The sequence below is a fragment of the Sphingobium sp. UBA5915 genome, from assembly GCF_002431195.1.
GTDB classification, from domain to species: Bacteria; Pseudomonadota; Alphaproteobacteria; order Sphingomonadales; family Sphingomonadaceae; genus Sphingobium; species Sphingobium soli.
The window spans coordinates 1-25,701 of the sequence record NZ_DJDV01000064.1 but is presented as its reverse complement, the minus strand read 5'-3'; the positions used below and the strand labels follow the sequence as shown (position 1 = coordinate 25,701).

24 protein-coding genes are annotated in these 25,701 nt (G+C 63.6%); 9 read left to right on the top strand and 15 right to left on the bottom strand.

The genetic code is table 11. The annotated features are described in order from the left end of the window. Together B2V90_RS11040 and B2V90_RS11035 are read left to right on the top strand one after the other, a co-directional pair. Positions 1 to 743: alpha-E domain-containing protein (locus B2V90_RS11040; RefSeq protein WP_293921267.1), on the top strand; the 743-nt coding region annotated here is incomplete at its 5' end. Continuing rightward, positions 740 to 1,633, top strand: coding sequence for a transglutaminase family protein (locus B2V90_RS11035; RefSeq protein ID WP_228221486.1), 894 nt, complete (start codon positions 740 to 742; stop codon positions 1,631 to 1,633). The genes B2V90_RS11040 and B2V90_RS11035, both read left to right, overlap by 4 nt. Here B2V90_RS11035 and B2V90_RS11030 read toward each other — a convergent pair. Both B2V90_RS11030 and B2V90_RS11025 read right to left on the bottom strand, forming a co-directional pair. Continuing rightward, positions 1,626 to 2,999, bottom strand: a complete 1,374-nt coding sequence (locus B2V90_RS11030) for a cytochrome P450 (protein WP_228221484.1) — start codon at positions 2,997 to 2,999, stop codon at positions 1,626 to 1,628. The genes B2V90_RS11035 and B2V90_RS11030 overlap by 8 nt on opposite strands. Next, positions 2,996 to 4,129 (bottom strand): hypothetical protein, encoded by a 1,134-nt coding sequence (locus B2V90_RS11025; protein ID WP_228221483.1) that lies wholly within the window; start codon positions 4,127 to 4,129, stop codon positions 2,996 to 2,998. The genes B2V90_RS11030 and B2V90_RS11025 overlap by 4 nt, the downstream gene beginning before the upstream one ends. A 21-nt stretch (positions 4,130 to 4,150) precedes the next feature. On the opposite strand from B2V90_RS11025, the gene B2V90_RS11020 reads away from it, so the two are divergent. Together B2V90_RS11020 and kdsA are read left to right on the top strand one after the other, a co-directional pair. After that, the gene (locus B2V90_RS11020; protein ID WP_009823360.1) at positions 4,151 to 4,444 is read left to right on the top strand and encodes a hypothetical protein; all 294 of its coding nucleotides are present in this window, start codon (positions 4,151 to 4,153) and stop codon (positions 4,442 to 4,444) included. Between the two features lie 7 nt (positions 4,445 to 4,451). Continuing rightward, positions 4,452 to 5,279 carry a 3-deoxy-8-phosphooctulonate synthase gene (gene kdsA / locus B2V90_RS11015; RefSeq protein WP_228221482.1) on the top strand — a complete coding sequence of 276 codons (828 nt, stop codon included), beginning with the start codon at positions 4,452 to 4,454 and terminating at the stop codon, positions 5,277 to 5,279. Positions 5,280 to 5,360: 81 nt separating this feature from the next. Here the strand turns inward: kdsA and B2V90_RS11010 are convergent, their stop codons facing one another. The 4 genes from B2V90_RS11010 to B2V90_RS10995 all read right to left on the bottom strand — a co-directional run bounded on the left by B2V90_RS11010 (position 5,361) and on the right by B2V90_RS10995 (position 11,080). Continuing rightward, entirely contained in the window at positions 5,361 to 6,626 is a 1,266-nt protein-coding gene (locus B2V90_RS11010; protein ID WP_228221481.1) for a glutamate-5-semialdehyde dehydrogenase, read from the bottom strand. Positions 6,627 to 6,808: 182 nt separating this feature from the next. Further along, a complete protein-coding gene (locus B2V90_RS11005; protein WP_228221543.1) occupies positions 6,809 to 7,909 on the bottom strand; it encodes a helix-turn-helix transcriptional regulator in 1,101 nt (366 codons plus the stop codon). 107 nt (positions 7,910 to 8,016) lie between these two features. Beyond that, complete coding sequence (locus tag B2V90_RS11000; RefSeq protein WP_228221478.1) at positions 8,017 to 8,664, bottom strand: class I SAM-dependent methyltransferase; 648 nt, start codon at positions 8,662 to 8,664, stop codon at positions 8,017 to 8,019. A 127-nt stretch (positions 8,665 to 8,791) separates the two neighbouring features. Next, a complete protein-coding gene (locus tag B2V90_RS10995) occupies positions 8,792 to 11,080 on the bottom strand; it encodes a CDC48 family AAA ATPase (protein WP_228221476.1) in 2,289 nt (762 codons plus the stop codon). Positions 11,081 to 11,415: 335 nt separating this feature from the next. Here B2V90_RS10995 and B2V90_RS10990 point away from each other — a divergent pair, with 335 nt between their 5' ends. After that, positions 11,416 to 12,297 carry a LysR substrate-binding domain-containing protein gene (locus B2V90_RS10990; RefSeq protein ID WP_009823353.1) on the top strand — a complete coding sequence of 294 codons (882 nt, stop codon included), beginning with the start codon at positions 11,416 to 11,418 and terminating at the stop codon, positions 12,295 to 12,297. Positions 12,298 to 12,367: 70 nt separating this feature from the next. Beyond that, positions 12,368 to 13,528, top strand: coding sequence for a GGDEF domain-containing protein (locus B2V90_RS10985; RefSeq protein WP_228221475.1), 1,161 nt, complete (start codon positions 12,368 to 12,370; stop codon positions 13,526 to 13,528). A 35-nt stretch (positions 13,529 to 13,563) separates the two neighbouring features. Here the strand turns inward: B2V90_RS10985 and B2V90_RS10980 are convergent, their stop codons facing one another. Then, positions 13,564 to 14,235 (bottom strand): glutathione S-transferase family protein, encoded by a 672-nt coding sequence (locus B2V90_RS10980; RefSeq protein ID WP_009823351.1) that lies wholly within the window; start codon positions 14,233 to 14,235, stop codon positions 13,564 to 13,566. Positions 14,236 to 14,418: 183 nt separating this feature from the next. On the opposite strand from B2V90_RS10980, the gene acs reads away from it, so the two are divergent. Beyond that, a complete protein-coding gene (gene acs / locus B2V90_RS10975; RefSeq protein ID WP_228221472.1) occupies positions 14,419 to 16,365 on the top strand; it encodes an acetate--CoA ligase in 1,947 nt (648 codons plus the stop codon). 296 nt (positions 16,366 to 16,661) lie between these two features. Here the strand turns inward: acs and B2V90_RS10970 are convergent, their stop codons facing one another. Continuing rightward, complete coding sequence (locus tag B2V90_RS10970; protein WP_228221471.1) at positions 16,662 to 17,870, bottom strand: UbiH/UbiF/VisC/COQ6 family ubiquinone biosynthesis hydroxylase; 1,209 nt, start codon at positions 17,868 to 17,870, stop codon at positions 16,662 to 16,664. A 62-nt stretch (positions 17,871 to 17,932) separates the two neighbouring features. Beyond that, positions 17,933 to 19,024 (bottom strand): branched-chain amino acid aminotransferase, encoded by a 1,092-nt coding sequence (locus B2V90_RS10965; protein WP_228221470.1) that lies wholly within the window; start codon positions 19,022 to 19,024, stop codon positions 17,933 to 17,935. A gap of 158 nt (positions 19,025 to 19,182) precedes the next feature. On the opposite strand from B2V90_RS10965, the gene B2V90_RS10960 reads away from it, so the two are divergent. Further along, positions 19,183 to 20,193 carry a threonine aldolase family protein gene (locus B2V90_RS10960; RefSeq protein WP_228221466.1) on the top strand — a complete coding sequence of 337 codons (1,011 nt, stop codon included), beginning with the start codon at positions 19,183 to 19,185 and terminating at the stop codon, positions 20,191 to 20,193. 47 nt (positions 20,194 to 20,240) lie between these two features. Then, entirely contained in the window at positions 20,241 to 21,110 is an 870-nt protein-coding gene (locus B2V90_RS10955) for a DMT family transporter (protein WP_266103069.1), read from the top strand. A 222-nt stretch (positions 21,111 to 21,332) separates the two neighbouring features. Here B2V90_RS10955 and B2V90_RS10950 read toward each other — a convergent pair whose 3' ends face one another. The 6 genes from B2V90_RS10950 to sufC are packed head-to-tail and all read right to left on the bottom strand — an operon-like array spanning position 21,333 to position 25,666. After that, entirely contained in the window at positions 21,333 to 22,133 is an 801-nt protein-coding gene (locus B2V90_RS10950) for an SDR family NAD(P)-dependent oxidoreductase (protein WP_228221463.1), read from the bottom strand. Positions 22,134 to 22,154: 21 nt separating this feature from the next. Next, positions 22,155 to 22,514 carry a HesB/IscA family protein gene (locus B2V90_RS10945; protein ID WP_228221461.1) on the bottom strand — a complete coding sequence of 120 codons (360 nt, stop codon included), beginning with the start codon at positions 22,512 to 22,514 and terminating at the stop codon, positions 22,155 to 22,157. Next, positions 22,514 to 22,972 carry an SUF system Fe-S cluster assembly protein gene (locus tag B2V90_RS10940; RefSeq protein ID WP_009823342.1) on the bottom strand — a complete coding sequence of 153 codons (459 nt, stop codon included), beginning with the start codon at positions 22,970 to 22,972 and terminating at the stop codon, positions 22,514 to 22,516. The genes B2V90_RS10945 and B2V90_RS10940 overlap by 1 nt, the downstream gene beginning before the upstream one ends. Beyond that, positions 22,969 to 24,174 (bottom strand): cysteine desulfurase, encoded by a 1,206-nt coding sequence (locus B2V90_RS10935; RefSeq protein WP_228221460.1) that lies wholly within the window; start codon positions 24,172 to 24,174, stop codon positions 22,969 to 22,971. The genes B2V90_RS10940 and B2V90_RS10935 overlap by 4 nt, the downstream gene beginning before the upstream one ends. Further along, on the bottom strand, positions 24,171 to 24,923 hold the full coding sequence (locus tag B2V90_RS10930; RefSeq protein WP_228221459.1) for a SufD family Fe-S cluster assembly protein: 753 nt from the start codon (positions 24,921 to 24,923) through the stop codon (positions 24,171 to 24,173). The genes B2V90_RS10935 and B2V90_RS10930 overlap by 4 nt, the downstream gene beginning before the upstream one ends. After that, positions 24,920 to 25,666 carry a Fe-S cluster assembly ATPase SufC gene (gene sufC, locus B2V90_RS10925; RefSeq protein WP_228221457.1) on the bottom strand — a complete coding sequence of 249 codons (747 nt, stop codon included), beginning with the start codon at positions 25,664 to 25,666 and terminating at the stop codon, positions 24,920 to 24,922. The genes B2V90_RS10930 and sufC overlap by 4 nt, the downstream gene beginning before the upstream one ends. Positions 25,667 to 25,701 lie beyond the last annotated feature (35 nt).

Genomic DNA, 25,701 nt, shown 5'->3' with positions numbered 1-25,701 from the left:
GCGCGCCGGGGGCCGCCATCGGCGCGCTCTGCGCCACCGCGCTGGGCGATGCGCGCCAGCCCGGCAGCGTCCGCGCGCTGATGGCGACCGTGGCCAATATCGGCGAAGGCCTGCGCGATCGCCTGGCGAGCGACGTCTGGCGGCTCGTTCGCCTGCCGCTGCCCGCCTTCGAAGGCGCGGTCACGGAAACGCTGCTCGACGCCTCGTCCCGCATGATCGAGCGTATCTCGGCGCTCTCTGGCCTCGCGGCGGAAAATATGGCGCGCGGCGATGGCTGGCGCTTCCACGACATGGGCCGGCGACTGGAGCGGGCGATCACCGGCTGTCGCCTGATCGGCCAATTCGGCGGCGATCAGGCGTCGGACGATGACCTTCTTGTCCTCCTCGACCTGATGGACAGCCAGATCAGCTACCGTACCCGCTATCTTGCCGGTCCCGCGCTTGCGCCGGTGCGCGACCTTGTTGCGCTGGAGCCGTTCAATCCCCGCGCGCTGGCCTGGCAGACGCTGCGCCTGGCCGAGCATGTCGCCGCGCTGCCAACGCTGCGCGCCGACGGCATGCCCGAAGAACCGCGCCGTATCGCCGACGCGCTGGTCGCGCAGCTTAAACCCCTGACCGGCGACATGCTGACCATGGATCATATCGCGGATGCCGAACGCCGGCTACTCGCCCTTTCCGACGCGATCGGGCAGCGCTATTTCCTTCAGCTTCGCAAAACGGAAAGTGCCGAGATACTGGCATGATCTATCAGGTCCGCCATCGCACGATCCTGCGCTACGCCGCGCCAGTGCGCCTCGCCCGCTTCAACCTGCGCCTGCAACCCGCGCCCTGGCCCGGCCAGTGGACGTCCGACTATCGTCTGGATGTCGATCCTGCCCCTGCGCTGGTCGAAACCCGTCCCGGCGGCTGGCCTGTCACCGTTGCCCGCCTCGTGATCGAAAGCCCGATTTGGCAGCTCAGCATCGAAAGCCGGTTCCGCTGCGGCGTGCAGGGCGGCGACATCACGCCGCAGGCCGCCGATCCGACGGTCGGCGCAGTGGCGCAAGCGGCGATGGTGGACCGCACTATGGGGCCGACAGCGCCCGCCCATTATCTTTATGCCGGCGCGCGCACGCCGATGCTGGCGGCAATCGGCGACTGGTCGAGCGCGCACCTTGCGGCCGATGCGCCCATCGTCACCGCCGCGCTGGACTTCGCGCTGCATATCCAGCATGCCTTCGCCTATCGCCCTGGGGTTACCGATGCCGACACGCCGGTCGCCGACGCCTTCGCCGCGCGCCATGGCGTGTGCCAGGATTTCGCCCATGTGATGGTGATCGCGCTGCGTCTGGCCGGCCTGCCCGCCGCCTATGTCAGCGGCTATCTGCGCACCCTGCCGCCGCCGGGCATGCCGCGCCTGGTCGGGGCCGACGCCATGCACGCCTGGGTCATGCTCTGGTGCGGGCCGACGCGCGGCTGGATCGGCTTTGATCCTACCAATGGCTGCATCACGGGCGACGGGCATCTCTTCGTCGCCATGGGCCGCGACTATGCCGATGTCGCGCCGATGGACGGCCTGTTCGTCGGCGGCGCGGGCCAGAGCCAGTCCGTCATGGTCGATGTCGCGCCGGAAGACGAACCGGCGCTCAGCTGATCGGCGCAAACAGCAGCGGCATGCCCGTCCGGGGCCGGATCGTCAGTCGGCTGATCGGCTCGGGCGTGAATCCTGCCGGCACGCTGATGGCGAAGCGCCGCACGACACTGGCGATCACCGTCATCACCTCCTGCTGGGCAAAGCCTGCGCCCACGCACACGCGCGGCCCCCGGCCAAAGGGGAACCAGGCCTGCTTCGCCATCTCCGCATTGGCCGGATCTTCGAACCGGTCGGGATCGAACGCATGCGGACAGGCCCAATTATCCTTGTTCCGCTGCGTCAGCCACGGCGCGACCACCAGCATCGCGCCTGCCTCCAGATGCTTGTCGCGCATGTCCATCGGGCACGTCACCTCACGCGGGAGGAAGGACACCGGCGGATAAAGCCGCAGCGTTTCCTTGAAGATATTGCGCAGCTGGCTCATGTCCTTGAGCATCGCGCCGGTCAGCGGCTGGCCGCCCGCCACCCGCGCCACCTCCTCGCGCACCCTCGTCTGGATGTGGCCGCATTCGCCCAGCATATAGAGCGCCCAGGTCATGGTGCTCGCCGACGTCTCATGCCCCGCCAGGAAGATGGTCGATACCTGCTCCATCACCTCTTCGCAGGTGAAATGCGCGCCCGTTTCGGGATGCTTCGCCTCGATCAGCGATTGCAGGATGTCCCGCGTCCCGGCCTCTCCCTCGCCATGAAAGCCCGCGTAGCGCGCCTCGACGATCGGCCGGAACACGTCATGGATCGCCCGCGCCGGACCTTTGGATCGTTTCTCGAACCAGCCGGCGGGCAGGCCATAGAGCCGCAGCATCGATGCTGAATGCGCCAGCCGCTGGAACCGGCCGAAGGCGCTGTGGATGATGTTGGATCGCTCCGCGTCCAGCGTCTGGCTGAACAAGGTGCGAAATATGATATCAGCCGCCACATGGGTCATCATGGGGTCGATATCGACCGGCCCGCCGTCTTGCGCCGCCGCCTCGATCCGCGCGACCAGATCATCCGCCGCCGCGACCATCAGCGGCATCGACCGCCCGAGCGCGGTATGGGCAAAGGCCGGATTGACCATGGCCCGCTGGCTTTCCCAATCCGCGCCATTGGCCGAAAAGACCGAATTGCCGATCAGCGGATCGAGGTTGCGGACCAGTTCGCTATGCTTGGGAAAGGCAGTGCCGCCGCGCAATATTCTGTCCACCAGCGGCAATTCGTTGGCGATATACATGGTCCGCCCCGGCAGGCGGATCTCGCCCATCTTCATCGTATAGCTTTTGTCGAACAGCACATGGATCCAGCTGTGCCAGCCGCGCAGGAATCGCTTCACCAACCCCCGCTTGCTGCGGGGCGGCCGGGGATAGGGCGGGGTGAAAATCTCGGTCATGCGATCGTCCTGAAGGCGGCGACGGCCTCATCCACGCTGCGGCGGCCCGCGGTCAGGCTGATGAAGTCCAGCGGCGACAGCCGGTCGCCCACGCGCAGATAGTCGAAATGCGCCTCATATTTGTTCGACCAGCCGCCATGATAATTGTGTGGCTCGTAAAAGAGATGGAAGCGCGGCGAGAGCATATCGACCCGCGCCGCATAAGCGGGGGCGACCAGCCGGAAAGGGTTCACGTCGAAATAGGCCGCGCCATCGGGCGGCGAACTGATGTCGACATAACGGAACGGCGCATCCGCCAGCGCCTTGAGATCCTCATGATACCAGTGCGCGTCCCGCCGCAGCGCGATCACCGGAACCACCTGCCCCAGCCCGAGCATCACGAACCGGTCGGGCAGCGTTCCGCCGCGCAGGGCGATCACCCGGCGCAACAGCCGCATGCCCAAAATCGTGCCGGCGCTGTGCGTCACCAGCTGCACCTCGTCCCAGTCGCCATCCAGCGCCGCCGCGATCCGCTGCGCGAAGGCGTCGATCCGCCCGTCCAGCGCCGCGCCCGGCCCCTGCGCCGCCAGCGCGCCATGATAGGTCATGAACCGCAGCAGCCAGGGCACGACCAGCTTGGCCAGAATGCGCCCGGACAATAGCGCGCTCACAGCGATGCCGATGATCGCCGCCGCCCACCAGGGCAAGGCCAATGCCAGGATCAGCGCCGGGACCAGCGCCAGCAACAGCGGGATCAGCACCGCCAGGATTGGCGGATAGAGGATGGTGATGACCGGCCCCTTGCGCAGCCGCCGCATCCGCGCAAAATCCATGTGCCGGGCATGGCCCGCATAGGCGCGCGCCGATTTGAGCGCGAGCGCCAGGGGATTGCGGATCCACACCTTGCCGATCACATCTTCCCAGCGCAGATATTCATAGTCAATCTCGACCCCGGCGGTCGCGTTCTCCACGCGCCAGCGCGCCGACACCGCCGCGCCCGCATCGCCCGCCTGCCGCCCGCTTACCGTCACGGCTTCGCCGGTCAGCGCGGCATAACGCACCGCCTGCTCGCGATAGAGCTGGTGATAGAAACGGACGCCGCGCGGATCGAAACCGCCGAGGTAAAAGACTTTACGCTTGAACTTTTCCAACACCGCCGCCCTAATCGGGGCATGAACACGCCCGAACGCGATTACTGCTATTTCATCGACCACCGGAAATACAACCGCAATGTCGGCTGCCGGCGTCATGACAATCTCTATGGCATCAATGGCGGCGGCAGCGAGCGCGACCGCTGGCGCGCGGATCTGGAATTTTATCGCCATATGAAATCCAACGGCGATCCGATGGCGCTGCCCTCGCTGCTCGCCTGCCTCGCCTTTGGCTGGTTCTGCTGGAATTATCATCCCGGCAAGGGGCTGTGGCGCGGGCAATTGTTGCGCCGCTTTGCAAAAGCGCCCAAATGATCGCGCCATGACCACCCCTCGCCATGTCACGGTCGGCCCGATCACCATCGGCAACGACCTGCCCTTCGTCCTGATTTCCGGCCCCTGCCAGATTGAAAGCCGCGACCATGCGCTGTTCATGGCCGACGCGCTGGCGCGCATCGCGGCGCGGGCTGGCGTGCCCTTCATCTTCAAGAGCAGCTTCGACAAGGCGAACCGCACATCGGTATCTGGCAAGCGCGGCGTTGGCATCGATGCAGGCCTTGCCATCCTGGCGGAGGTCAAGGCGTCGCTCGGCTGCCCGGTGCTGACCGACATTCATGGCCCCGATCAGGTGGAGGCAGCCGCGCAGGCGGTCGACATCCTCCAGATCCCCGCCTTTCTCTGCCGCCAGACCGATCTGCTGCTGGCTGCCGGTCGCACCGGCGCAGTCATCAACGTCAAGAAGGGTCAATTTCTCGCCCCCTGGGACATGGCGGCGGTGGCGCAGAAGGTCGCCTCGACCGGCAATGATCGCATCCTGCTCACCGAACGCGGCGCAAGTTTCGGCTATAATACATTGGTCAGCGATATGCGCGCGCTGCCGGTGATGGCGCAGACCGGCTATCCCGTGATATTCGACGCCACCCATTCGGTTCAGCAACCCGGCGGGCTCGGCTCAGCATCGGGTGGCCAGCGCGACTATGCGCCGCTTCTCGCGCGCAGCGCGGTGGCGGCCGGCGTCGCCGCCATCTTTGCCGAAGCGCATGATGATCCCGACAATGCGCCATCGGACGGCCCGGTCATGCTGCCGCTCGACTGGGTCGGCCCGATGCTGGACAAGCTCAAGGCGATCGACGCGATCGCCAAAGCCTGATCCTATGTTTCGTTAGCTAACTAACGAAATGCCCTATGCTTGCATATGTCGCGCTTGCTGTCGCGAAAAACAGCCTGCGGCTCAGGGACGAACCTGCCCCGTCCCCCGAACGATCCACTTGTACGTCGTCAGCCCCTCCAGGGCGACCGGCCCGCGCGCATGCAACCGCCCGGTCGAAATGCCGATCTCGGCGCCCAGCCCGAATTCGCCGCCATCGGCGAACTGGGTCGATGCGTTCCACATCACGATGGCGCTATCGACTGCGTTGAGGAACCGCTCGGCCCGCGCGCCGTCATCGGTGATGATGGCGTCGGTGTGGTGGCTGGCATGGGCGGCGATATGGGCAATCGCATCCTCCACGCCATCCACCATCCGGATCGACACGATCGCGTCCAGATATTCGGTATCCCAGTCCGCCTCCTGCGCCGGCTTCACTCGCGCGTCCATGCCCTGTACCGCGTCATCGCCGCGCACTTCACATCCCGCCCCGATCAGCGCACGCACCAGCGCCGGCGCTTCGCGATAGGCCCGGTCGATCAACACTGTCTCGGTCGATCCGCAAATGCCGGTCCGACGCATCTTGGCGTTCACCACCAGCTTTTCCGCCATCGCCGGGTCCGCCGCGCCATCGACATAGCTGTGGTTGATCCCATCGAGATGCGCCAGCACGGGCACCCGCGCTTCCTCCTGCACCCGCGCGACCAGGCTCTTGCCCCCGCGCGGGACGATCAGGTCGACAAACTCCGCCGCCTTGAGCAGCGCGCCCACGGCCGCGCGATCGGTCGTGGGGACCAGTTGCACGACTTCGGCCGGCAGGCCCGCCGCAACGATCCCCTCCAGCATCGCGGCATGGATGGCGCGATTGCTTTCCTTCGCCTCGCTGCCGCCGCGCAGGATCACCGCATTGCCCGCCCGCAGGCACAGCGCCGCGGCGTCAGCAGTCACATTGGGCCGGCTTTCATAAATGATGCCGATCACCCCCAGCGGCACGCGCACCCGGCTTAGCTCCAGCCCGTTGGGCCGCACCTGCCGATCAATGACCGATCCCAGCGGGCTGGGCAGCGCCGCGACCTGTTCCACGCCCGCGGCCGCGCCCGCAATACGATCCTCGTCCAGCTTCAGCCGGTCGAGCATCGCGGCGGACAGGCCATTAGCGGCGGCATTGTCCATGTCCCGCGCGTTGGCGGCGATGATCGCCGGCGCCTGGTCCCGCACCGCCTGCGCGGCGCGGCGCAGTGCATCGGCCTTTTGCGCGTCACTTGCCTGCGCAATGGTCACAGCCGCGCGGCGCGCCCGTGCGCCCATTGTCGCAATCAGCATTTCGGGGGTCTGTGTCAGGTCATTCATCGCATGTCTCGCCGGTCCATTGCGCGGCGGCTTAGCATGAAAGGCAGGCGAGCCAAAGGCCGGCGGCCGGACCATGGGTCGCATATGATCCGGCTGCCGACAGACAGCCAAGCTGTCACGCAGACTCTCCTAGCGATTCGCGCAGGCTTGCGCATACCCCAATGGGGGTAAGGCCCGCATCGCTACTGCGTCAGAAGACCCACGAGCCGCACCAGCTGCGCCTCCCGGCCGCATCCGGTCTTGTCGTAGATGCTGCGCAACTGCACCTTGAGCGTCTCCGCGCTCACCATCCGCGCGGCGGCCACCTGCTGCCGGCTCTGGCCGGATGCGATCCGCACGGCAATATCCGCCTCTGCCGGCGTCAGTCGGAACATGCGGATCAGGATCTCCGCCTGACGATTGGCAGGCGCGCCGGTGCGCGCGACGATGATCGCGCGCGGAGCGAAGGGCAGTGCCCATGGGCGCGCAGGGAGCGGGTAGCATTCGATCGACAATTGAACATTGCCCTCCCTATCCGTCAGGATAACCGGATCTCCAGCCCGTGCCGGCACGCCCAGAACGGCGCGCACCGACTGGTTCAGCGCGCGGCTGTCTTCGCCTCGGTCGCACAACAAATATCCTTCGGCCAGCCGCAAGGCACCGGCGCACAGCAGCGCGTCTGCCGCCGGCGTCATGCCGCCTACCCGGCCAGCCGCGTCGATCAGCCAGCAGGCGCGGTCCATCGCCTCGAACGTGCCCGCCAGCAGCGCAAATCCTTGCCGTTCGACCGCCTGCTGCAATCGCACGGCCGTGCGGGCGTGATCCGCGATCTCCCCGAACAGGTCACGTTGTTCCTGCGTGGTGCGGCCGTCCTTCGCGGACCGCAGCAGGGCCAGGCCGATCATCGCGTCCCGCCCCTGATGCAGACGCGTCTGGCATCCGTCGAAAATGTCGAAATCGGCGCACAGGTCCAGATAGTCCGCTGCGTGCAAGCTCTGGCGCGCTATGTCGTAATGCGCTTCATGCACGATATCTGGCCTGTCCCGCAGCAGGTCGGCGCCGACCCGATAATTCAGGCCCGGCGATCCATGATCTATGGAAAGGCTGGCCGGTATGATGGCCGGATCGACATCACTGATCCAATTGAACGCAGCGCCCGCCGGACCAAAGCCCACCATCTGGCCATGGTGCGATCCGGTGGCCCGCGCCATGGCGCTCAGCGCCTCTTCCCACCGATGCGGCTCCAGCGCGGCGCCTAGAAAAATGTCCGCCCATTGCGCGTCAGTCCCGACAGCCGATGCCATCGCCAGCCCCACATATTGCCCCGGACCGTCGTCCTCCACATAAAAGGCCGAGTCAATCGTTATGGCGGCGCGAACGTTGAAGCGGGCGTCGAGGAATTTTTACGGTGTCAGGCCGCCTGGGCCAGCGCCTCGTCACTGGTTGCGCGAATGACGCGGCAGGGCGGAATGTTGCGCCATTCCAGCCGATCGCTGATCGCGCCGAAGACCGGGGTCAAAAGGCGCATCACAAAGCGGGAATATTGATAGATCAAAAACTCTCCGCCTGGCCGAAGCGCCGCACGCGTCTCGGCGCAGATCGCCGCGCCCACCCCGTCGGGCAAGGTCGAAAAGGGCAACCCGGACACGACATAATCAGCCTGCTGATACCCTGCTTCGCGGATGAAGCGGCGCACATCGATTGCCGACCCATGCACCACGCGCAGCCGGGGGTCGTCTATCTGAGCGTCAAGCCAGGCCACGAAATCCAGATTGAGGTCGATCGCGATCAACGTCGCATCGGGGTGCATCCTCTCCAGGATCGGGCGGGTGAAGGTGCCGACGCCCGGCCCATATTCCACGAACAACCGCGTCCGTTCCCAATCCACCGGTTCCAGCACAGCGTCGACCAAGGCGCGGGACGACGGGATTACCGAACCGATCATGCCGGGATGCTTCAGGAACTGGCGGAAGAAGATGTTCCACTGCTTCAGGAAGGAGCCACTGCGGGTGCTTTTGAAACCTGTCTTATGCTTGTCCTTGAAGGGAAGGGACGCCATTAAAACCGCCTGTCTGTCATTTTCGTTTCGGACTCGCAAAATCAGGGTCCGCTGGCAAGCGGCTTTGCGGGTCATGGGGCGGTAACGTGCGGATGACGGAAGTGTTCATTCCATCATCCGCACGATCCTAGCGTTCTCGGGCGCGCAACATGCCGGGCGACACGAAGCCGATCGGATCCAGTTGCATCGCGTTCTGCTTCAGCGTCGCCTGAATCTGTTCATATTCCCGTTCCATCTCAGGCGTGACGGACGCGCGAGTTTCGTCCAGCGCCGCTTCGAAATGCGCCATTGTGACCGCATCGACGGACAGCGACTGACGCAGCGCAATCAGCCCCGCGCGCCGCGCAAGGTCTTCCAGGTCCGCGCCGGTGAAGCGCTCAGTCCGATGCGCCAGCATGTCCAGATCGACATCGTCAGCCAACGGCATCTTGCGCGTATGGATGTCGAGGATGCGGCGACGGCCCGCTTCCTGCGGCACCGACACATAGACGAGCTCGTCGAACCGGCCGGGCCGCAACAGCGCAGGATCGACCAAGTTCGGCCGGTTGGTCGCGCCGATCACGACCACGGATTGCAATTCCTCCAGGCCGTCCATCTCGGCCAGGATCGTGTTCACCACCCGCTCTGTCACCGCCGGTTCACCAAGCCCGCCACCCCGTGCCGGGACAAGACTGTCCAGTTCGTCGATGAAGATGACCGTCGGCGCCACCTGCCGCGCGCGTGCGAACAAGCGGGCGATCTGCTGTTCGCTTTCGCCATACCATTTGCTGAGAAGATCGCTCGACTTGGTGGCGATGAAGTTCGCCTGCGCCTCGCGGGCCACCGCCTTGGCTAGCAACGTCTTGCCGGTTCCCGGTGGTCCGTAGAGGAGGAAACCCTTGGCCGGACGAATGCCGATCCGGCGGAACGCATCCGGGTCCTTGAGCGGCAGTTCGACGCCTTCCTTGAGGCGCATCTGCGCATCGTCCAGCCCACCGATGTCAGCCCAACCGATGTTGGGTGCCTGCACCATCACTTCCCGCATCGCCGACGGCTGGACGCGCTTGATCGCGGACATGAAATCCTCGCGCGTGACCGACAGTTCCTCCAGCACGTCGGCCGGGATCGTGCCTTCCTCCAGATTGAGGCGCGGCATGAAACGGCGCACCGCTTCGATCGCGGCCTCGCGCGTGAGTGCCGCCAAGTCGGCACCGACGAAGCCGTAGGTCATGCGCGCAAGTTCGGTCAGGTCGACCCGATCGCCCAGCGGCATGCCGCGGGTATGGATCCCCAATATTTCCCGGCGTCCGCGCTCATCGGGAACGCCGACCACGATCTCCCGATCAAAGCGACCGGGGCGGCGCAATGCCTCATCGATCGCCTCGGGCCGATTGGTCGCCGCGATGACCACCAGATTGGTGCGCGGCTCCAGCCCGTCCATCAGCGTCAGCAGTTGCGCGACCAGCCGCTTTTCCGTCTCGCCGGTCACATTGCCGCGCTTGGGCGCAATCGAGTCGATCTCGTCGATGAACAGGATCGAAGGCGCGGCCTTGGCCGCTTCCTCGAAAATCTCGCGCAACTTCTTTTCGGACTCGCCATAGGCCGAACCCATGATTTCCGGGCCGTTGATCAGGAAAAATTCGGCTTCCGATTCGTTGGCGACCGCGCGCGCAAGCCGGGTTTTGCCTGTCCCCGGCGGCCCATGCAGCAAGACGCCCTTTGGCGGGTCGACGCCCAGCCGTTCGAACAGTTCAGGATAGCGCAGCGGCAGTTCGACCATTTCGCGCAACTGGTCGATCGTCTCGGCCATGCCGCCGACATCGTCATAGGTTACGTCGGCGCGACGGGATTCGCGCGGTTCCTCATATTCGGCGCGTAATTCGACTTCGGTGTCCGCGTCGATGTGAACGATGCCCTTGGGCGTTGTCGACACCACAACCAGCCGGATTTCCTGCAGCGCGTAGGCCGGCGCGGCCAGCATCTGGCGCAGCTGAGGCGGCATATCGCCGGGCGGCACCTGCTGCTGGCCGGCGGTAGCGACAACATCGCCCGACGCGAGCGGACGTTGATAGAAAACCCGCTTCAAGGCCTCAGGATTGCCCTGAAGGCGCAGATTATTTTGTGCAGGCGCGAACACAACGCGCTGTGCCGCCCTGGGTTCGGCCTTGCTGATCTGGACGAAATCGCCGGACCCAACGCCCGCGTTTGCGCGCTGCAATCCATCGAGACGAAGAACGTCAAGCCCTTCATCCTCTTTGTACGGCCGCACCACGCGCGCGGGCGTATTGCGTTTGCCGACGATTTCGATGACGTCGCCTTCGCTCAACTGCAACTGGGCCATTACCGCCAAGGGCAGGCGCGCCAATCCGCGCCCCGCATCCTCCGGACGTGCATTGGCGACCTGTATCCTGCGTCCTGTTTGTTCCTGATCAGCCACGCGGCTTCCCCATCGTTCGTGTCGAAACGAGATAGGGAACGTGAAGCCGGTCGGAAAGACCCTGTCGCCACCAAGAGAAAGAACAAAAAAAGGGCCAGCTCAATGAGCCAGCCCGTAAAGTTTTAGGAGAGGATGCCTGAAAGGCTCATTCTATGTGCGTCGCAACGAGATATTTCGCAAGTGCGAAATGAAGGATCAAGTTGCAAAAAATGCATCTTGCCATTTTTCGCATTTTCCTGCTCATTGTCGACAGGATGCTTGGAACCGGGAAGCGCGCCGTTCGATAAAGAGAATTGACGCGGCGCAGCGGATCGGCTTCGGAATAGTAACATAGTATGCGCAGATTGCCGCCCCTTACGGCCCTGGAGGCCTTTGTTCAGGTCGCTCGCCTTGGCTCCGTCAAGGCTGCTGCGGAGGAACTCGCCCTGTCGACGCCCGCGCTCAGTCGCCGGGTTCAGGCGCTCGAGCGATTCATCGGGCGGCCTTTGTTCGACCGCAAGCATCAGGCGTTGGAGATCAACATCGATGGCCAGCGGCTGCTCGACGACATCGCGCCAGCGCTGGATTCGCTCAGCCAGGCGCTGGAAAATATCCAGAGCGGCGGCAATCAACTGCGCTTGCGGCTGGCGGTCATGCCGCTGTTTGCGACACAGCGCCTGTTCCCGCATCTTGGTCGGCTGCGTCAGCAGCACCCGCAATTGCACATCGACATCGAAACGACGCCCCACGCCGTTGCGCGGCTGGGCGAAGGACTGGATGCCGCGATCGTCCTGATGGCCAAAGACATTGACTCTGCGCTTTACGCGCATGAGCTGGACCATGAGCAGGTGTATCTGATCGGTCGCCGGCAGTTGCTGGAAGGGCCGCAGGCGCTCAAGTCCCCCGAGGAACTGGCGCAGCAGACGATCCTGCTCCACCGCGACATGGCCTTGTCCTTTGACGCCTGGAAGGAAGCGGCCGGCCTGCCCGACCTGCAACCGCTGGCCGTGGACAATTATGACTCGGGCCAGCTTATGCTGGAAGCGGCAGCGCAAGGGCTGGGCGTAGCCGTCATGCACGCCAGCCATTTCGAGCAGTCCAGGGACCCCCGGCTCGTGCGGCTGTTCCCCATTCATGTCGAAAGCCCCTATCGCTATTTCTTCGTGTGCCGGCCCCGCGCGCTTCAGACGCGCGCGGTGCGCATCTTTCGCGACTGGCTGGTGGCCGCTGAAATCTAGGCTGCGCAAGGCAACAGGATTCTTGTTGCCGCGCATTTAAGCCTCTCCTTGCGCGGCCGTTATGAAGGTCATGATCGGGGCACCACCTTCCACCGCCAATGCGCAACATGGGCTGACCGACCGCCTGACCCGGTGGGCAAAGGGACTTTCCGGGCGAGCGGAAGAGTCGCAAGACGCGGAAACTGCGCCCCGGCCGCGGGCCGGCACCGCCGCCAATCGCGAAATCAACCGACGGCGCCAACTTTATGCCGACATTGGCGACTTCCTCTTCGCCCATGACCTGGATCTGACCGCCATAAATTTCAGCGTCGCGCTCGATTATCTGACCGGCGCGAATATCGGCGTCGAAAAAGCCATCCGCGCCGTCATGATGGAACGCGGCAAGATCACCAACGGCTGGCTCGAAACCCTGGCCGCTGAACAGCGCGCGGATGAGGTCACGCCCGAATCGCTCGCCACCATGTTGGACAAGGTGGAGGAAAATCTCGATCAGTTCACCGGCCTCATGCACGAATCGCGCAAGTCAGCGAAGGACTATGGCGCGGCATTGCAGGAGCAGGCGAAGGATCTGGCTGACGTTGCCGAGGGCGAGCCGGTGCTGGCGCGCCTGGTCGGGTTGACGCGCTCGATGGTGGAAAAAACACGGGCCGTGGAAACACAGCTGCGGGAAAACCAGAAGCAGACGCAGGCGCTTAAATCCAGTCTGGAAACCGCGCGCCGCGCCGCGGAGCAAGACCATCTGACCGGTCTCCCCAACCGCCGCGCCTTTGAAGCGCGGTTGCGGGACGAAGTGGCGGAGGCTCAGGCTGCGGGCGAATCATTGTCCATCGCCTTCTGCGACATCGACCATTTCAAGGTGATCAACGACACTCACGGACATGATACCGGCGATCGGGTGTTGAAATTCGTGGCGGGACTCCTCGCCAAGGTGTCGGATGATCGCTGTCATGTCGCGCGCCATGGCGGTGAGGAATTCGTGATGCTATTCCGGGGCAAGACAGCAGCGGAAACATGCGAAGCGGTGGATGACGTTCGCGAAGACCTAGCCAGCCGCAGCCTTGTCAATCGCACCAATGGCGAGCGGATGGACAGGGTCAGCTTTTCGGCGGGCGTTGCCAATGTGCTGGCCTATGACGATCCCCGCGCCGCGCTCAAGGCTGCTGATCGCGCGCTCTATCTGGCCAAGGAACATGGCCGCAACCGGGTTTACCTGGCCGCCGAAACAGAGTGACCATCCTTTCGGGCAGCAACGAAAGCCGCGAGGGTTTAGAAATCAGGCTTCTCATAATGCGGCGGCGGCGTGATGACCTCCATCCGTTCGGATAGAAGCGGACGGAAAGACGGTCGGGACTTGAACCCGGCATACCAGCGCCGCACCGGCTCATGGCCGGCCCAGTCGATGCCCCCCAGATAATCGGCGACTGACAGATGCGCCGCGGCGGCGATATCCGCCAGGCTGAGGGTGCCGCCGGCCATCCAGCTGCGGTGATCGAGCAGATAGTCCATATAATCCATATGGACGTTCGCTCGCTTCATCGCTTCGCGCAATACTCGGGCGTCGGGCGGCGCGCGTTCGATCAGCCTTTTCTTCATGCGCTCATGCAAAAGCGGGCCGACCACGTCGCCATAGAAACTTTGGTCGAAAAAGGCGGTGAGTCGGCGGACTTCAGCGCGACCGGCAGCGGTGCCGGAAATCAGCGGCACTTTCTCCACCGTCTCTTCGAAATATTCGCAGATCGCCTGGCTGTCGAGCAGGGTAATGCCCCGTTCCTGATCCGTCATGACCGGAGTCAGGCCGGCGGGATTAAGATCCAGAAATTCGTCGCGCATCGCCCATGGCGATTCGCGCACCAGATCATAGCCAATGCCCTTTTCGCCCAGCAACAGCCGGACCTTGCGGGAAAAAGGACAGAGAGGAAATTGATAGAGCAGCCACATAGAAAGTGTCTGTTAGGCGCACGAGCGCTGCGGGGGAAGCCGCAAAGCGACGGCTGGCGTACCCTCCGAACAAGGACATTGGCCAAAAGGATGGCGGCCAGGGTCTGCCTCGCCCCTTTCGGCGAGGGAAAGCCGACGATAGAAGGGCAACGAAAACCGGTTTTGCCTTGGAAAGGATAGCTGATGCCCGAAGATTTCTTCCCCGTGCCGCAAGCCTGGGCCGAGGGAGCCTATATGGATCGGGGCAAGCGCGAAGCCGATTACGCCCGTTCGGTCGAGGACAGCGACGCCTATTGGCTGGACCGCGCGGGGCGACTGGACTGGATGACGCCACCGACGCGGGCCAACGAAAGCAGTTTTGCAGAAGCCGATTTCGGCATCAAATGGTTCGCGGATGGCGTTTTGAACGTCAGTGTCAACTGCATCGATCGGCATCTCGACGAGCGGGGTGACCAGACCGCGATCATCTGGGAACCCGATTCCCCTGATGCCGAACCGCGCCGTTACAGCTATCGGCAGGTCCATGCCGAAGTGTGTCGCTTCGCCAATGTGTTGAAAGCAGCCGGCGCGAAGAAGGGCGACAGAATCACCATCTATCTGCCGATGATCCCGGAAGCGGCATTCGCTTTGCTGGCCTGCGCGCGGATAGGCGCGATCCATTCGGTGGTTTTCGGCGGCTTTTCTCCCGATGCACTGTGTGGCCGCATTCAGGATTGCGACTCCACCATCGTTGTGACCGCCGATGAAGGATGCCGTGCAGGCAGAAAGGTGGCGCTCAAGTCCAATGTCGATGCTGCGCTGAAGGACTGTCCCAGCGTCAAGTCGGTGATCGTGATAAAGGCGACCGGTGGTGACGTCGTCATGGCGGAAGGCCGCGACGTTTGGCTGCATGAAGAAGCCGAAAAGGTCGCGGCCGATTGCCCGGCCGAACCCATGCAGGCGGAAGATCCGCTGTTCATCCTCTACACCTCCGGGTCCACCGGGAAGCCCAAAGGGGTGCTCCATACGACCGGCGGCTATCTGCTTTGGGCCAGCCTCACCCATGAACTGTGCTTCGACTATCGGCCGGGGGATGTCTATTGGTGCGCCGCCGATATAGGCTGGGTCACGGGCCACACCTATATCGTCTATGGGCCGCTCGCCAACGGGGCGACGACGCTGATGTACGAAGGCGTACCCAATCATCCTACGTCAGCGCGCATCTGGCAGATCGTGGACCGGCATCAGGTCCAGACCCTGTTCACCGCCCCCACCGCGCTGCGCGCGCTGATGAAAGAAGGCGACGATCATGTGAAGGCGACCAGCCGCGCATCACTACGCCTGCTGGGGACGGTCGGTGAGCCGATCAATCCAGAGGCCTGGCGCTGGTATCATCATGTGGTTGGCGAGGATCGCTGCCCGATCATCGACACCTGGTGGCAGACGGAAACGGGCGGAGCGATGATCGCGCCCATGCCCGGCGCCACCGACCTGAAGCCCGGATCAGCGACCCTGCCCATGCCTGGCGTGGTGCCGCAGATCGTCGATTCCGAAGGCAAGGTGCTGGATGGCGCGACCGAAGGCAATCTGGTCATCGCGCAAAGCTGGCCGGGGCAGATGCGGACGGTCTGGGGCGATCATGATCGCTTCTTCCAGACCTATTTCACGACTTTCCCGGGCAAATATACGACCGGGGACGGCGCACGGCGGGATGCCGACGGCTATTATTGGATCACGGGCCGGGTCGACGATGTCATCAACGTATCGGGTCATCGCATGGGGACGGCGGAAGTCGAAAGCGCGCTGGTGCTGCACGAAAGCGTAGCGGAGGCGGCGGTGGTAGGCTTCCCCCATGATATAAAAGGTCAGGGCATTTATGCCTATGTGACGCTCAACAATGATGATGAAGCCAATGACGAGCTGCGCAAGACGCTGATAAATTGGGTGCGCCGGGAAATCGGCCCCATTGCCACCCCCGATGCGATCCAGTTCGCGCCGGGCCTGCCCAAAACGCGGTCGGGCAAGATCATGCGCCGTATCCTGCGCAAGATCGCCGAAGGTGAAGTATCGGCGCAGGCGTTGGGCGACACCAGCACCCTTGCGGACCCTTCAGTGGTCGATAATCTTGTCGCCAATCGTCAGGGCGGGTGAGCGATCATGCCGATCACGACCTTGTTGGCCCCGCCTGACACAAGAAGCGTGACGTGACCCATTACAAAGGTGCCGCGCGCGCTTTGCACTGGATCATGGCAATGCTCGTCATCGCCAATCTAGTGCTCGGGTTCGCGCGTAAGGCACCGCCACGCATTTAGGGTGTCATGCCAGTGCACAAAGTCGATCGGACTTACCGTGCTGGCGCTCACGCTTGGTCGCATCCTTTTGCGCCTTACGCATTGGCAGCCGCCCCTTTCCGAAGGAAATACCCTTATGGGAGAGGGGCGCGGGCGTCAGACCCGTTCGCCGGCGAGCAGGCGCGGAAGGGCGCCCGATTGACCCCGGGCTTCGGCCATGAACCGCCCCTTGAGCATGGGCGTGCGCTGGACAGCCGCCAATCCCGCCCGACGGACAAGGGAGGGCAATTTGCCGGGAATGTCGAACAAACGCACCAGCCCGTCCATGGCGACGCTGGTCATCAAAGCATCCAGTCCGCGCCAACGCTGGTAGCGCGCGAGCAGTTGCGCATCGCCGGGGTCAAGGCCCAGGCGCATGCCCTCGACCAGCACCTCCACCAATGCTGCGACGTCGCGGAAGCCCAGGTTCAGCCCTTGACCCGCGATGGGGTGGATCGCATGGGCGCTGTCCCCGACCAGAGCCAGTCGCGTATCGGTGATGCGCGCGGCGTGATGAAAGCCCAACGGGTAGGAGGAGCGCGGTCCGGCGAGCCTGATGTCTCCCAGAAAACCGCCCATTCGCTTCTGAGCCTCGGCCAGCCATGCACGCTCCGACAATTTGAGCATGGCTGGTGCCTGGTTCGTCGGCACGGTCCAGACAACGGCCGACCGAGTCCCCGGCTGCATCGGCAGCAGGGCGAAGGGGCCACCGACATAGAAAATCTCGTAGGCGGTATTGGCGTGCGGCACGTCATGGTCGATCGCCGTGACCATAGCCGTGTGACTATATTGCCAGCGGGTCGTGCGGATGCCGGCGGCTTCGCGCGTGGGGCTGTTGCGCCCTTCAGCCGCAACCAGCAAGGGCGTGCAGATAGTCGCGCCATTCTGCAACGTCAGTGTTACACCATCGCTGCTCCGATCGACGGTCGTCGCGCGATCGGGCTGATAGCGGGTCAGATTGTCGGCCTCCGCCGCCGTCCGCGCCAGCGCGATCCGCAGATCTCGGTTGGGAAACATCGTTCCCATCAGACCGTCATCGGCATCGGGCACGAAATCCAGTGCGCCCGGTTCCAGTCCGTCGCTGACCCAGATCCGATCGATCGGGCAACCCTTGCCATCCAGATGCTGCGCCACGCCAATCGCTTTGAGCATCGCATAGCTTGTCGAACTGATCGCCGAAACCCGTCCGTCAAAACCCGCGGCGGTCGTATCAACAGGATCCGCAGGATCGACAATGGCGGTTTTCACGCCATGGCCGGAAAGGGCGATGCCCAGGGTGAGGCCGACAAGACCCCCGCCCAGGATGACGACGTCGTAGCGTTCCATGCCTTGTATTTAGGTCCTGACGCCGGAAATGGGAAGACGGCCCCGCAGCGGACTTCGAGAAATCAGACCATGTGCACCCAGCCGGCCGGATCAGCGACGGTCCCGCGCTGAATACCGGTCAGTTCGGCGCGCAGCTTTTCGGTCACGATCCCGCCATCGCCGTTTCCGATCGTGAACTCACCGCTGCTGCTCTTGACCGTGCCGATCGCCGTGACGACTGCCGCCGTACCACAGGCAAAGGCCTCGCGTAGTCGGCCACTGGCGGCATCATCGCGCCATTGCATGAAGCTGTAAGGCTCTTCGCGCACATCATGACCGTTAGCGCGGGCCAGATGAATGATCGAATTGCGCGTGATGCCGGGCAGGATGGTGCCACCGAGCGGGGGAGTTATGATCGATCCGTCGTCCATGACGAAAAAGACGTTCATGCCGCCCAGTTCTTCGACCCACTTGTTCTCGGCAGCATCGAGGAAGACGACCTGATCGCAGCCATGGCCGATCGCTTCCTTCTGCGCGATCAGGCTGGCGGCATAATTGCCGCCACATTTGGCAGCGCCAGTCCCGCCCCGCGCGGCACGGCTATAATGTTCCGACACCCAAAGGGTCACAGCCTTGCTGCCACCCTTGAAATAGGCGCCGGCGGGTGAGGCGATGACGCAGAATATATATTCGTTGGACGGGCGCACGCCCAGGAACGTCTCGCTCGCGAACAGGAAGGGGCGCAGATACAGGCTGCCCTCGCCTTCGGGAATCCAGTCCGCGTCGATCTTCACCAGTTCGGCGACCGCTTCCAGAAACAGGTCCTCGGGCAGCGCCGGCATTGCCATGCGCTCAGCCGATTCCGCGAAACGGCGAGCATTTTCCTCTGGCCGGAACATGGCGATCTGGCCATCGCTCAGGCGATAGGCTTTCATGCCTTCAAATATTTCCTGTGCATAATGCAGCACCGCGCAGGCAGGATCGATCTGGAACGGTTCGCGGGGACCCACCATGTGGCTGTGCCACCCCTGCCCTTCCGTGTAGCGGATGGTCACCATATGATCCGTGAAAATGCGGCCGAAGCCCGGATCGGCAAGCAGGATCGCGCGCTGGTCCGCTGCTACAGCCTGGCTGCTGCGAGTGACGGTGAAGCGCGATTTCTGCTCGACGTCCATGGAGAGGGCTCCTTGTGCATGGATTGGATGGGCCGCCTATGTCACAGAGCGGCGCGGGAAACAATTGGTCATCTATACTGACCTAATACCCAGGGGCAGGGCCACCCTGTTCCCGATGGCCCCTTCCCGTCCGGCGGCCTGCTCGCTATCGCAAAACCATGCACTTTTTTTCCGATAATGCGACGCCTGTTTGCCCCGAGGTGATGGCCGCCATTGCGGCTGCCGACAGAGCGGATCATGGCTATGACGGCGACGCGTGGAGCGCACGGCTTGACGATGCCTTTTCCACGCTCTTCGAAACCGAAGTGCAAGCATTGTGGGTTGCGAGCGGAACGGCAGCAAATAGCATCGCACTCGCCTGTCTTTGCCCCCCTTATGGCGGCGTGATAGCGCATGAAGAGGCGCATATCGTCGTGGACGAATGCGGCGCGCCGGGTTTCTTCACCCACGGCGCGACGCTGATGCCGCTGCCGGGCGTCGGAGCGAAACTGACGCCGGACAGTGTGCGCGACCGGCTGAAAACGATCAGACCAGATGTGCATCAGGTGCCGGCGCGCGCCATCAGCATTACCAACGCCACTGAATACGGTCTCGTCTACGCGCCAGAGGAGGTCGCGGCGCTGGGGGATGTCGCCAAGGCGCATGACCTGGGGTTGCATATGGATGGCGCCCGGTTCGCCAACGCCGTGGCACATCTGGGCTGCGCACCGGCAGACTTGACGTGGCGCGCAGGCGTGAACGCCCTGTCCTTTGGGTGCGTGAAAAATGGCGGCATGATCGGTGAGGCGCTGCTCTTCTTTGGCGCCCAGGCGCAGGATCGGGCAGCAGAGGCTCGGCGCTGGCGCAAGCGCTCAGGGCATCTGTTTTCGAAGGGACGCTATCTTGCCACGCAACTGCTGGCGATGATCGAAGATGGCCTGTGGCTTCGCAATGCCAGCGCCGCCAATGCAGCGGCCCAGGCCCTCGCCAAAGGGGCTGGCAATCGATTGATGCACCCTGTCGAGGCCAACGAGCTGTTCGTGCGCCTGACGGCAGAAGAGGCCGCGAATTTGCGTGCCCAGGACTTTGATTTTCACAACTGGGGAGAAGGCGCGGCGCGATTGGTCACGAACTGGTCGCAGGATGTGGCCGCCGTCGCACCGCTCGCTGCGGCGCTGGCCCAACTGTGACTGTGACTGACGCGGCTCCTGTGTCAACAAACACAACCAGAGGGATCTTGCTGCCCTTCGCGCTCGTCACGCTGATCTGGAGTTCGACCTGGATCGTAATCAGGGATCAGTTGGGCACCGTCCCTCCAAGCTGGTCGGTCTGCTACCGCTTTTTGCTGGCCAGCATCGCCATGGCGATATTTGCACGGATACGGGGCGTTTCGCTTCGCATCGGCGGGCCAGGCATGATGTTTGCCGGCCTGCTGGGCACCGCGCAGTTCATGCTCAACTTCAACTTCGTCTATCGCGCCGAGCAGCACCTCACATCCGGTGTCGTGGCCGTCATCTATGCGATGTTGTTGATCCCCAATTCGTTACTGGCCTATGTCGCCTTTCGCCAGCCGGTAACACGCGGCTTCGTTCTTGGGTCGGCGATCGCCATGACGGGAATCGTGATGATGCTGGTCCACGAATATCGCGCTGCCGACGTCGCGCCGGACACTGTGCTGCTGGGTGCAGCCTTCTCGATCCTGGGGCTGCTGAGTGCTTCGGTCGCCAATGTCATGCAAGGCACCGACATTGCCCGGCGGCTCCCCATGATGGCGGTGCTGGCGTGGGCGATGCTGATTGGCGCGGTGGTCGATGCGGGCTTTGCCTGGGCCACGGCGGGGCCCCCTGTCATCGAGTTGCGGCTTGGCTATCTGGCCGGCATCGCCTATCTGGGCATTGCCGGATCGGTCGTGACCTTTCCGCTCTACTTCCGGTTGATTCAGACGATCGGCGCGGGGCGGGCCGCCTATACCGCCGTGCTTATCCCGGTGATCGCGATGCTTATCTCCACGCTGCTCGAGGGGTATCGCTGGACCGGCTTCGCTGCGCCAGGAGCGGTGCTGGCCGTAGCTGGCATGGTCGTCGCCATGCGCTCGAAAAACCCTTAGCGTCGTCCTGGCTGATACCGTTGCTTGGCGCTATTCACCCGTTCGATGAGGGTGGATAGGGAGGATCCCTGAATCGTCCTGGCCTGCTGGGCCGACGGCATAAGCATCCGGTCAGAAATTGCGGCGAATGCCTGGTCGAAGCGGGTCATCATGCTATCCTTCTGAAGCGATGTCCGCTTGTCGCCAGAAGAGGTTAACAACGGCTAAACCATGTTCCGTCTGTCAGAGGCAGGCGCGCAAGCCCTCGACATAGGTCGGATAGTCCGGCGTCCAGCCCAAAAGACGCTTGGCCCGCCCATTGGCGACACGGCGGTTTTCGGCGTAAAAGCCCCGCGCCATGGGGGACAATTTCGCCGCGTCGAGCGACTGGAGCGGTGGCCACGGCAATGTCGTGAGATCACATGCCAGTTCGATGACCCTGTTTTGGGAGCAAGGCAGATCGTCCGCCAGATTATAGACGCCGGGCGGCCCTCCAAACGAGGCGATAATGCCCTTCGTGATATCATCGACATGGATGCGGCTGAAAATTTGATTGGGCAGATCGATCCGATGCGCGCGCCCGGCGCGGACTCGATCAAGCGCTGAGCGGCCCGGGCCGTAAATGCCCGGCAGACGGAAACGCCGCATGTCGACACGCAACGCGCCCCAGTCCTGATCCGCCTGCACCCGCGCAGTGCGACGGCCGCGCCCGATCGGCGCGCTTTCATCCACCCACGCCCCGTTCGTGTCGCCGTAGACGCCAGTTGAGGACAGATAGCCTGTCCAGATGGCAGGCGCGGTGGTGATGGCCGAGCCGTAGCGGTGCAGCACGGGATCCAGATCGCCTAAGGGCGGCACGGACGACAGAATGTGACTAGCTGTGGCGATAGCGCAGAGCACGGCGTTGTCGTCGTCAAATGCGAGGATGCCAGCCTGAACGTCAGCGGCACGCCGAACGCCGGTGACGCGCCAGCCATCCCCACGCAACCGATCCGCCAGTCGCGATGCGCTATATCCCATGCCCAGGATAAGCATGTGCGGCATCAAACGGTCAGCCGCCGAAGATCAGACCGTGAAGCTTTCGCCGCAGCCGCAGCTGCCCTTGGCATTGGGATTGTTGAAAACAAATCCAGCGGTGAAGTCGTCCTCAACCCAATCCATGGTCGATCCGACAAGATACAGAACCGACGCGCCATCAATGTAGAAGGTGCCGCCGGGCGTTTCGATCTTCTCGTCGAACTTCGCCTCTTCGGTCACATAATCGACCGAATAGGCAAGGCCTGAACATCCACGACGGGGGGTCGACAACTTGACGCCAATAGTGCCCTCGGGCGCCTGCGCCATCAGGTCGGCGATCCGCGCCTCGGCATTGGGAGTCAGGATGACGGCCGCGGGGCGGGCGCGCGCTTTGGTGTCCGTCGTCATTACAGCATTCCCAGTTCGAGCTTGGCCTCATCGCTCATCTTCTGCGGGTCCCATGGCGGGTCCCAGACGAGATTCACTTCCGCGTCGCCAACCCCCGGCACCGCGCCGACGCGCAGTTCGACTTCGCCCGGCATGGATTCGGCCACCGGACAATGGGGGGTCGTCAGCGTCATGGTGACGGCGACATGGCCTTCGTTGATATCCACGCCATAGATCAGGCCCAGATCATAGATATTCACCGGAATTTCCGGGTCGTAGATTTCCTTGAGCGCATCGATCACCGCTTCATAGACGTCGCCGCCCGGTTCACCGGCGGGCTGCGGCGCGGGCGCCTGCGTCAGAAATCCGTCCAGATAGTCGCGCTGGCGGGGAGCAGGTTCCGCTGCATCGACCCGCGCCTTGGGCGGCGCATCCACGGCGTCCACTTCCTCGACCATGATCCTGCGTTCGTCGGTCATCCGAAAATCTTCCTTACCCGCGCCAGGCCCTGCACCAGCGCGTCCACATCGCCATCATCACTATACAGGCCAAAACTGGCCCGCGCAGTCGCCTCCACGCCTAGATGACGCATCAGCGGCTGGGCGCAATGATGGCCAGCCCTGATGGCGACGCCGCCTTCGTCCAATATGGTGCCGACATCGTGCGGATGCACCCCCTGAACCTCAAAAGAGAGGATTCCAGCCGAGCTTTCCGGCCCGAACAGCCGCACGCTGTTGAGGTCGTCCAGGGCGGACCGCGCCTTGGCGACGAGCGCGCATTCATGAGCGTGGATCGTCTCCAATCCGATGGCTTGCACATAATCGATCGCGGCTGACAGACCGACCACGCCTGTGATATGCGGCGTCCCCGCCTCGAACCGGGTTGGCGCAGGCGCATAGGTGGTCTTTTCAAACGTCACCTTGTCGATCATGGACCCGCCGCCCTGATAGGGAGGCATGGCGTCCAAAAGGTCCTGCCGCACCCACAGCACACCGATGCCGGTCGGGCCGTAAAGCTTGTGGGCGGAAAAGACGTAGAAGTCGCAATCAAGCGCGGCCACATTCACGGCGAGGCGCGGGACGGCCTGGCATCCGTCGATCAATATTTTCGCGCCCGCCCCATGGGCGATATCGGCCGCGCGGCGGCAGTCGAGCACGCTTCCCAGCACGTTCGAGACATGGGCCAGCGCCACCATCTTGTGCGCGGGCGTGATCATCGCCGCCATGGCGTCGAGGTCTATGCAGCCATCCCGCATCAGCGGCACGACATCGATCTGCGCGCCGACCCGCTCGGCCACGATCTGCCAGGGAACGATATTGCTGTGATGCTCCAGCGTGGACAGCAGGATGCGGTCGCCGGCCTTGAGTTGCGTGCCCGCCCAGCTTTGCGCGACCAGATTGATCCCCTCGGTCGCGCCGCGGACATAGACGATCTCAGCATCCGACGCCGCGCCGATGAACTGCGCGACCTTTCGCCGGGCGGCTTCATAGGCCAGTGTCATATTGGCCGACCGTTCATAGACGCCGCGATGCACGGTCGCATAGTCGGCTCCATAAGCACGAGCGATAGCGTCGATCACCGCCTGGGGCTTTTGCGCGGTCGCGGCGCTGTCGAGATAATGCCAGTCACCGACACCGGGGAAATCGTCGCGCAGTCGCAGGCCCTGGGCGAGGTCGGTCATACCAGCGTCTCCAGCTTCGCGATCGCGGCAGCCTCCAGCCGGTCCTTCACCGCTTCGTCGCTCACATCGTCAAACACGCCGGCGACGAACGCCTTGAGCAGCAGCGTCTTGGCCGTCGCCGGGTCCATGCCGCGACTTGCCATGTAGAACAGCGCTTGGCGATCCAGTTCACCGACCGTCGCGCCATGGGCGCATTTGACGTCGTCGGCAAAGATTTCCAGTTCCGGCTTGGCGTTGGCGGTGGCCGTGCGATCAAGCAGCATTGCCTTCACCGACTGGAACGCATCGGTGCGCTGGGCGTCGCGGGCGACATTGATGCTGCCCAGATAACTGCCGGTAGCGCGCTGGCCCAGGATCGACCGGATCGTCTGGCCACTGGTCGCGTCGGGCCGGGCGTGGGTGACCTGGGTCACGATCTCCAGCGTTTGATCGCCGCCCCCGATGATTGCGCCATTAAGTTCGAAATGGCTGCCCTTCCCCAGCGTGACGGCGAAAGTGACTCGTCCAAGCCTGCCGCCGATATTGAGCAGGTGGAAATCGAACCGCCCACCGTCCGCAATATCAATGACATAGTCGTGCACTGCCACCGCACCGGTGGCGGCGTCCTGCAACAGATGCCCATGCGCGCTTTGGCCGGCCGTAACCGTGATCCGGGTCGCATCCGGCACTGGCCAGACACTCGCGAGCGCATCCAGATCGCTATAGCGCCAGGCTTCGTCGCGGCGCGTGGGAAGAGCGAGCGCGGTCACGCTGCCACAACCTCCGCATAGCCTTCGCGTTCCAGTTCCAGCGCGAGTTCCGGACCGCCCGATTTCACGATCCGGCCGCTGGCAAGGACATGGACGAAGTCGGGCTTCACATAATCGAGCAGCCGCTGATAATGGGTGATGAGCAGCACTGCCTTGTCCGGCTTGCGCATGATCGCGTTGATGCCGGCACCCACGATCTTGAGCGCGTCGATGTCGAGGCCGGAATCGGTTTCGTCGAGGATCGCGAGCCGGGGATCGAGAATGCCCATCTGCACCATCTCGGCGCGCTTCTTTTCGCCGCCTGAAAAGCCGACATTCACCGAACGCTTGAGCATGTCCATGTCGAGGCCCAAGAGCGCCGCTTTCTCCTTGGCTAGGCGAATGAACTCGCCGCCATTGAGTTCAGCTTCGCCGCGTGCGCGCTTCTGGCTGTTGAGGCTCTCGCGCAGGAATTGGAGGTTGGACACGCCGGGAATTTCGACCGGATATTGAAAACCCAGGAACAGCCCGGCAGCCGCACGCTCGTGGGGGTCCAAGCTGAACAAGTTCACACCGTCAAAGGAGGCGTCTCCGCCCGTCACCTCATAGCCGGGACGGCCACCCAAAGTATAGGCCAGCGTCGATTTGCCAGCGCCATTCGGCCCCATGATCGCGTGGATTTCACCCGCCTTGATGGCGAGCGACAAGCCCTTGAGAATAGGCTTTCCGTCGATTTCATTGGTGAGGTTGTCGATCGTAAGCATCTTTTATCCCTTGTGCGCGCGCTGGAGCGTCCGCG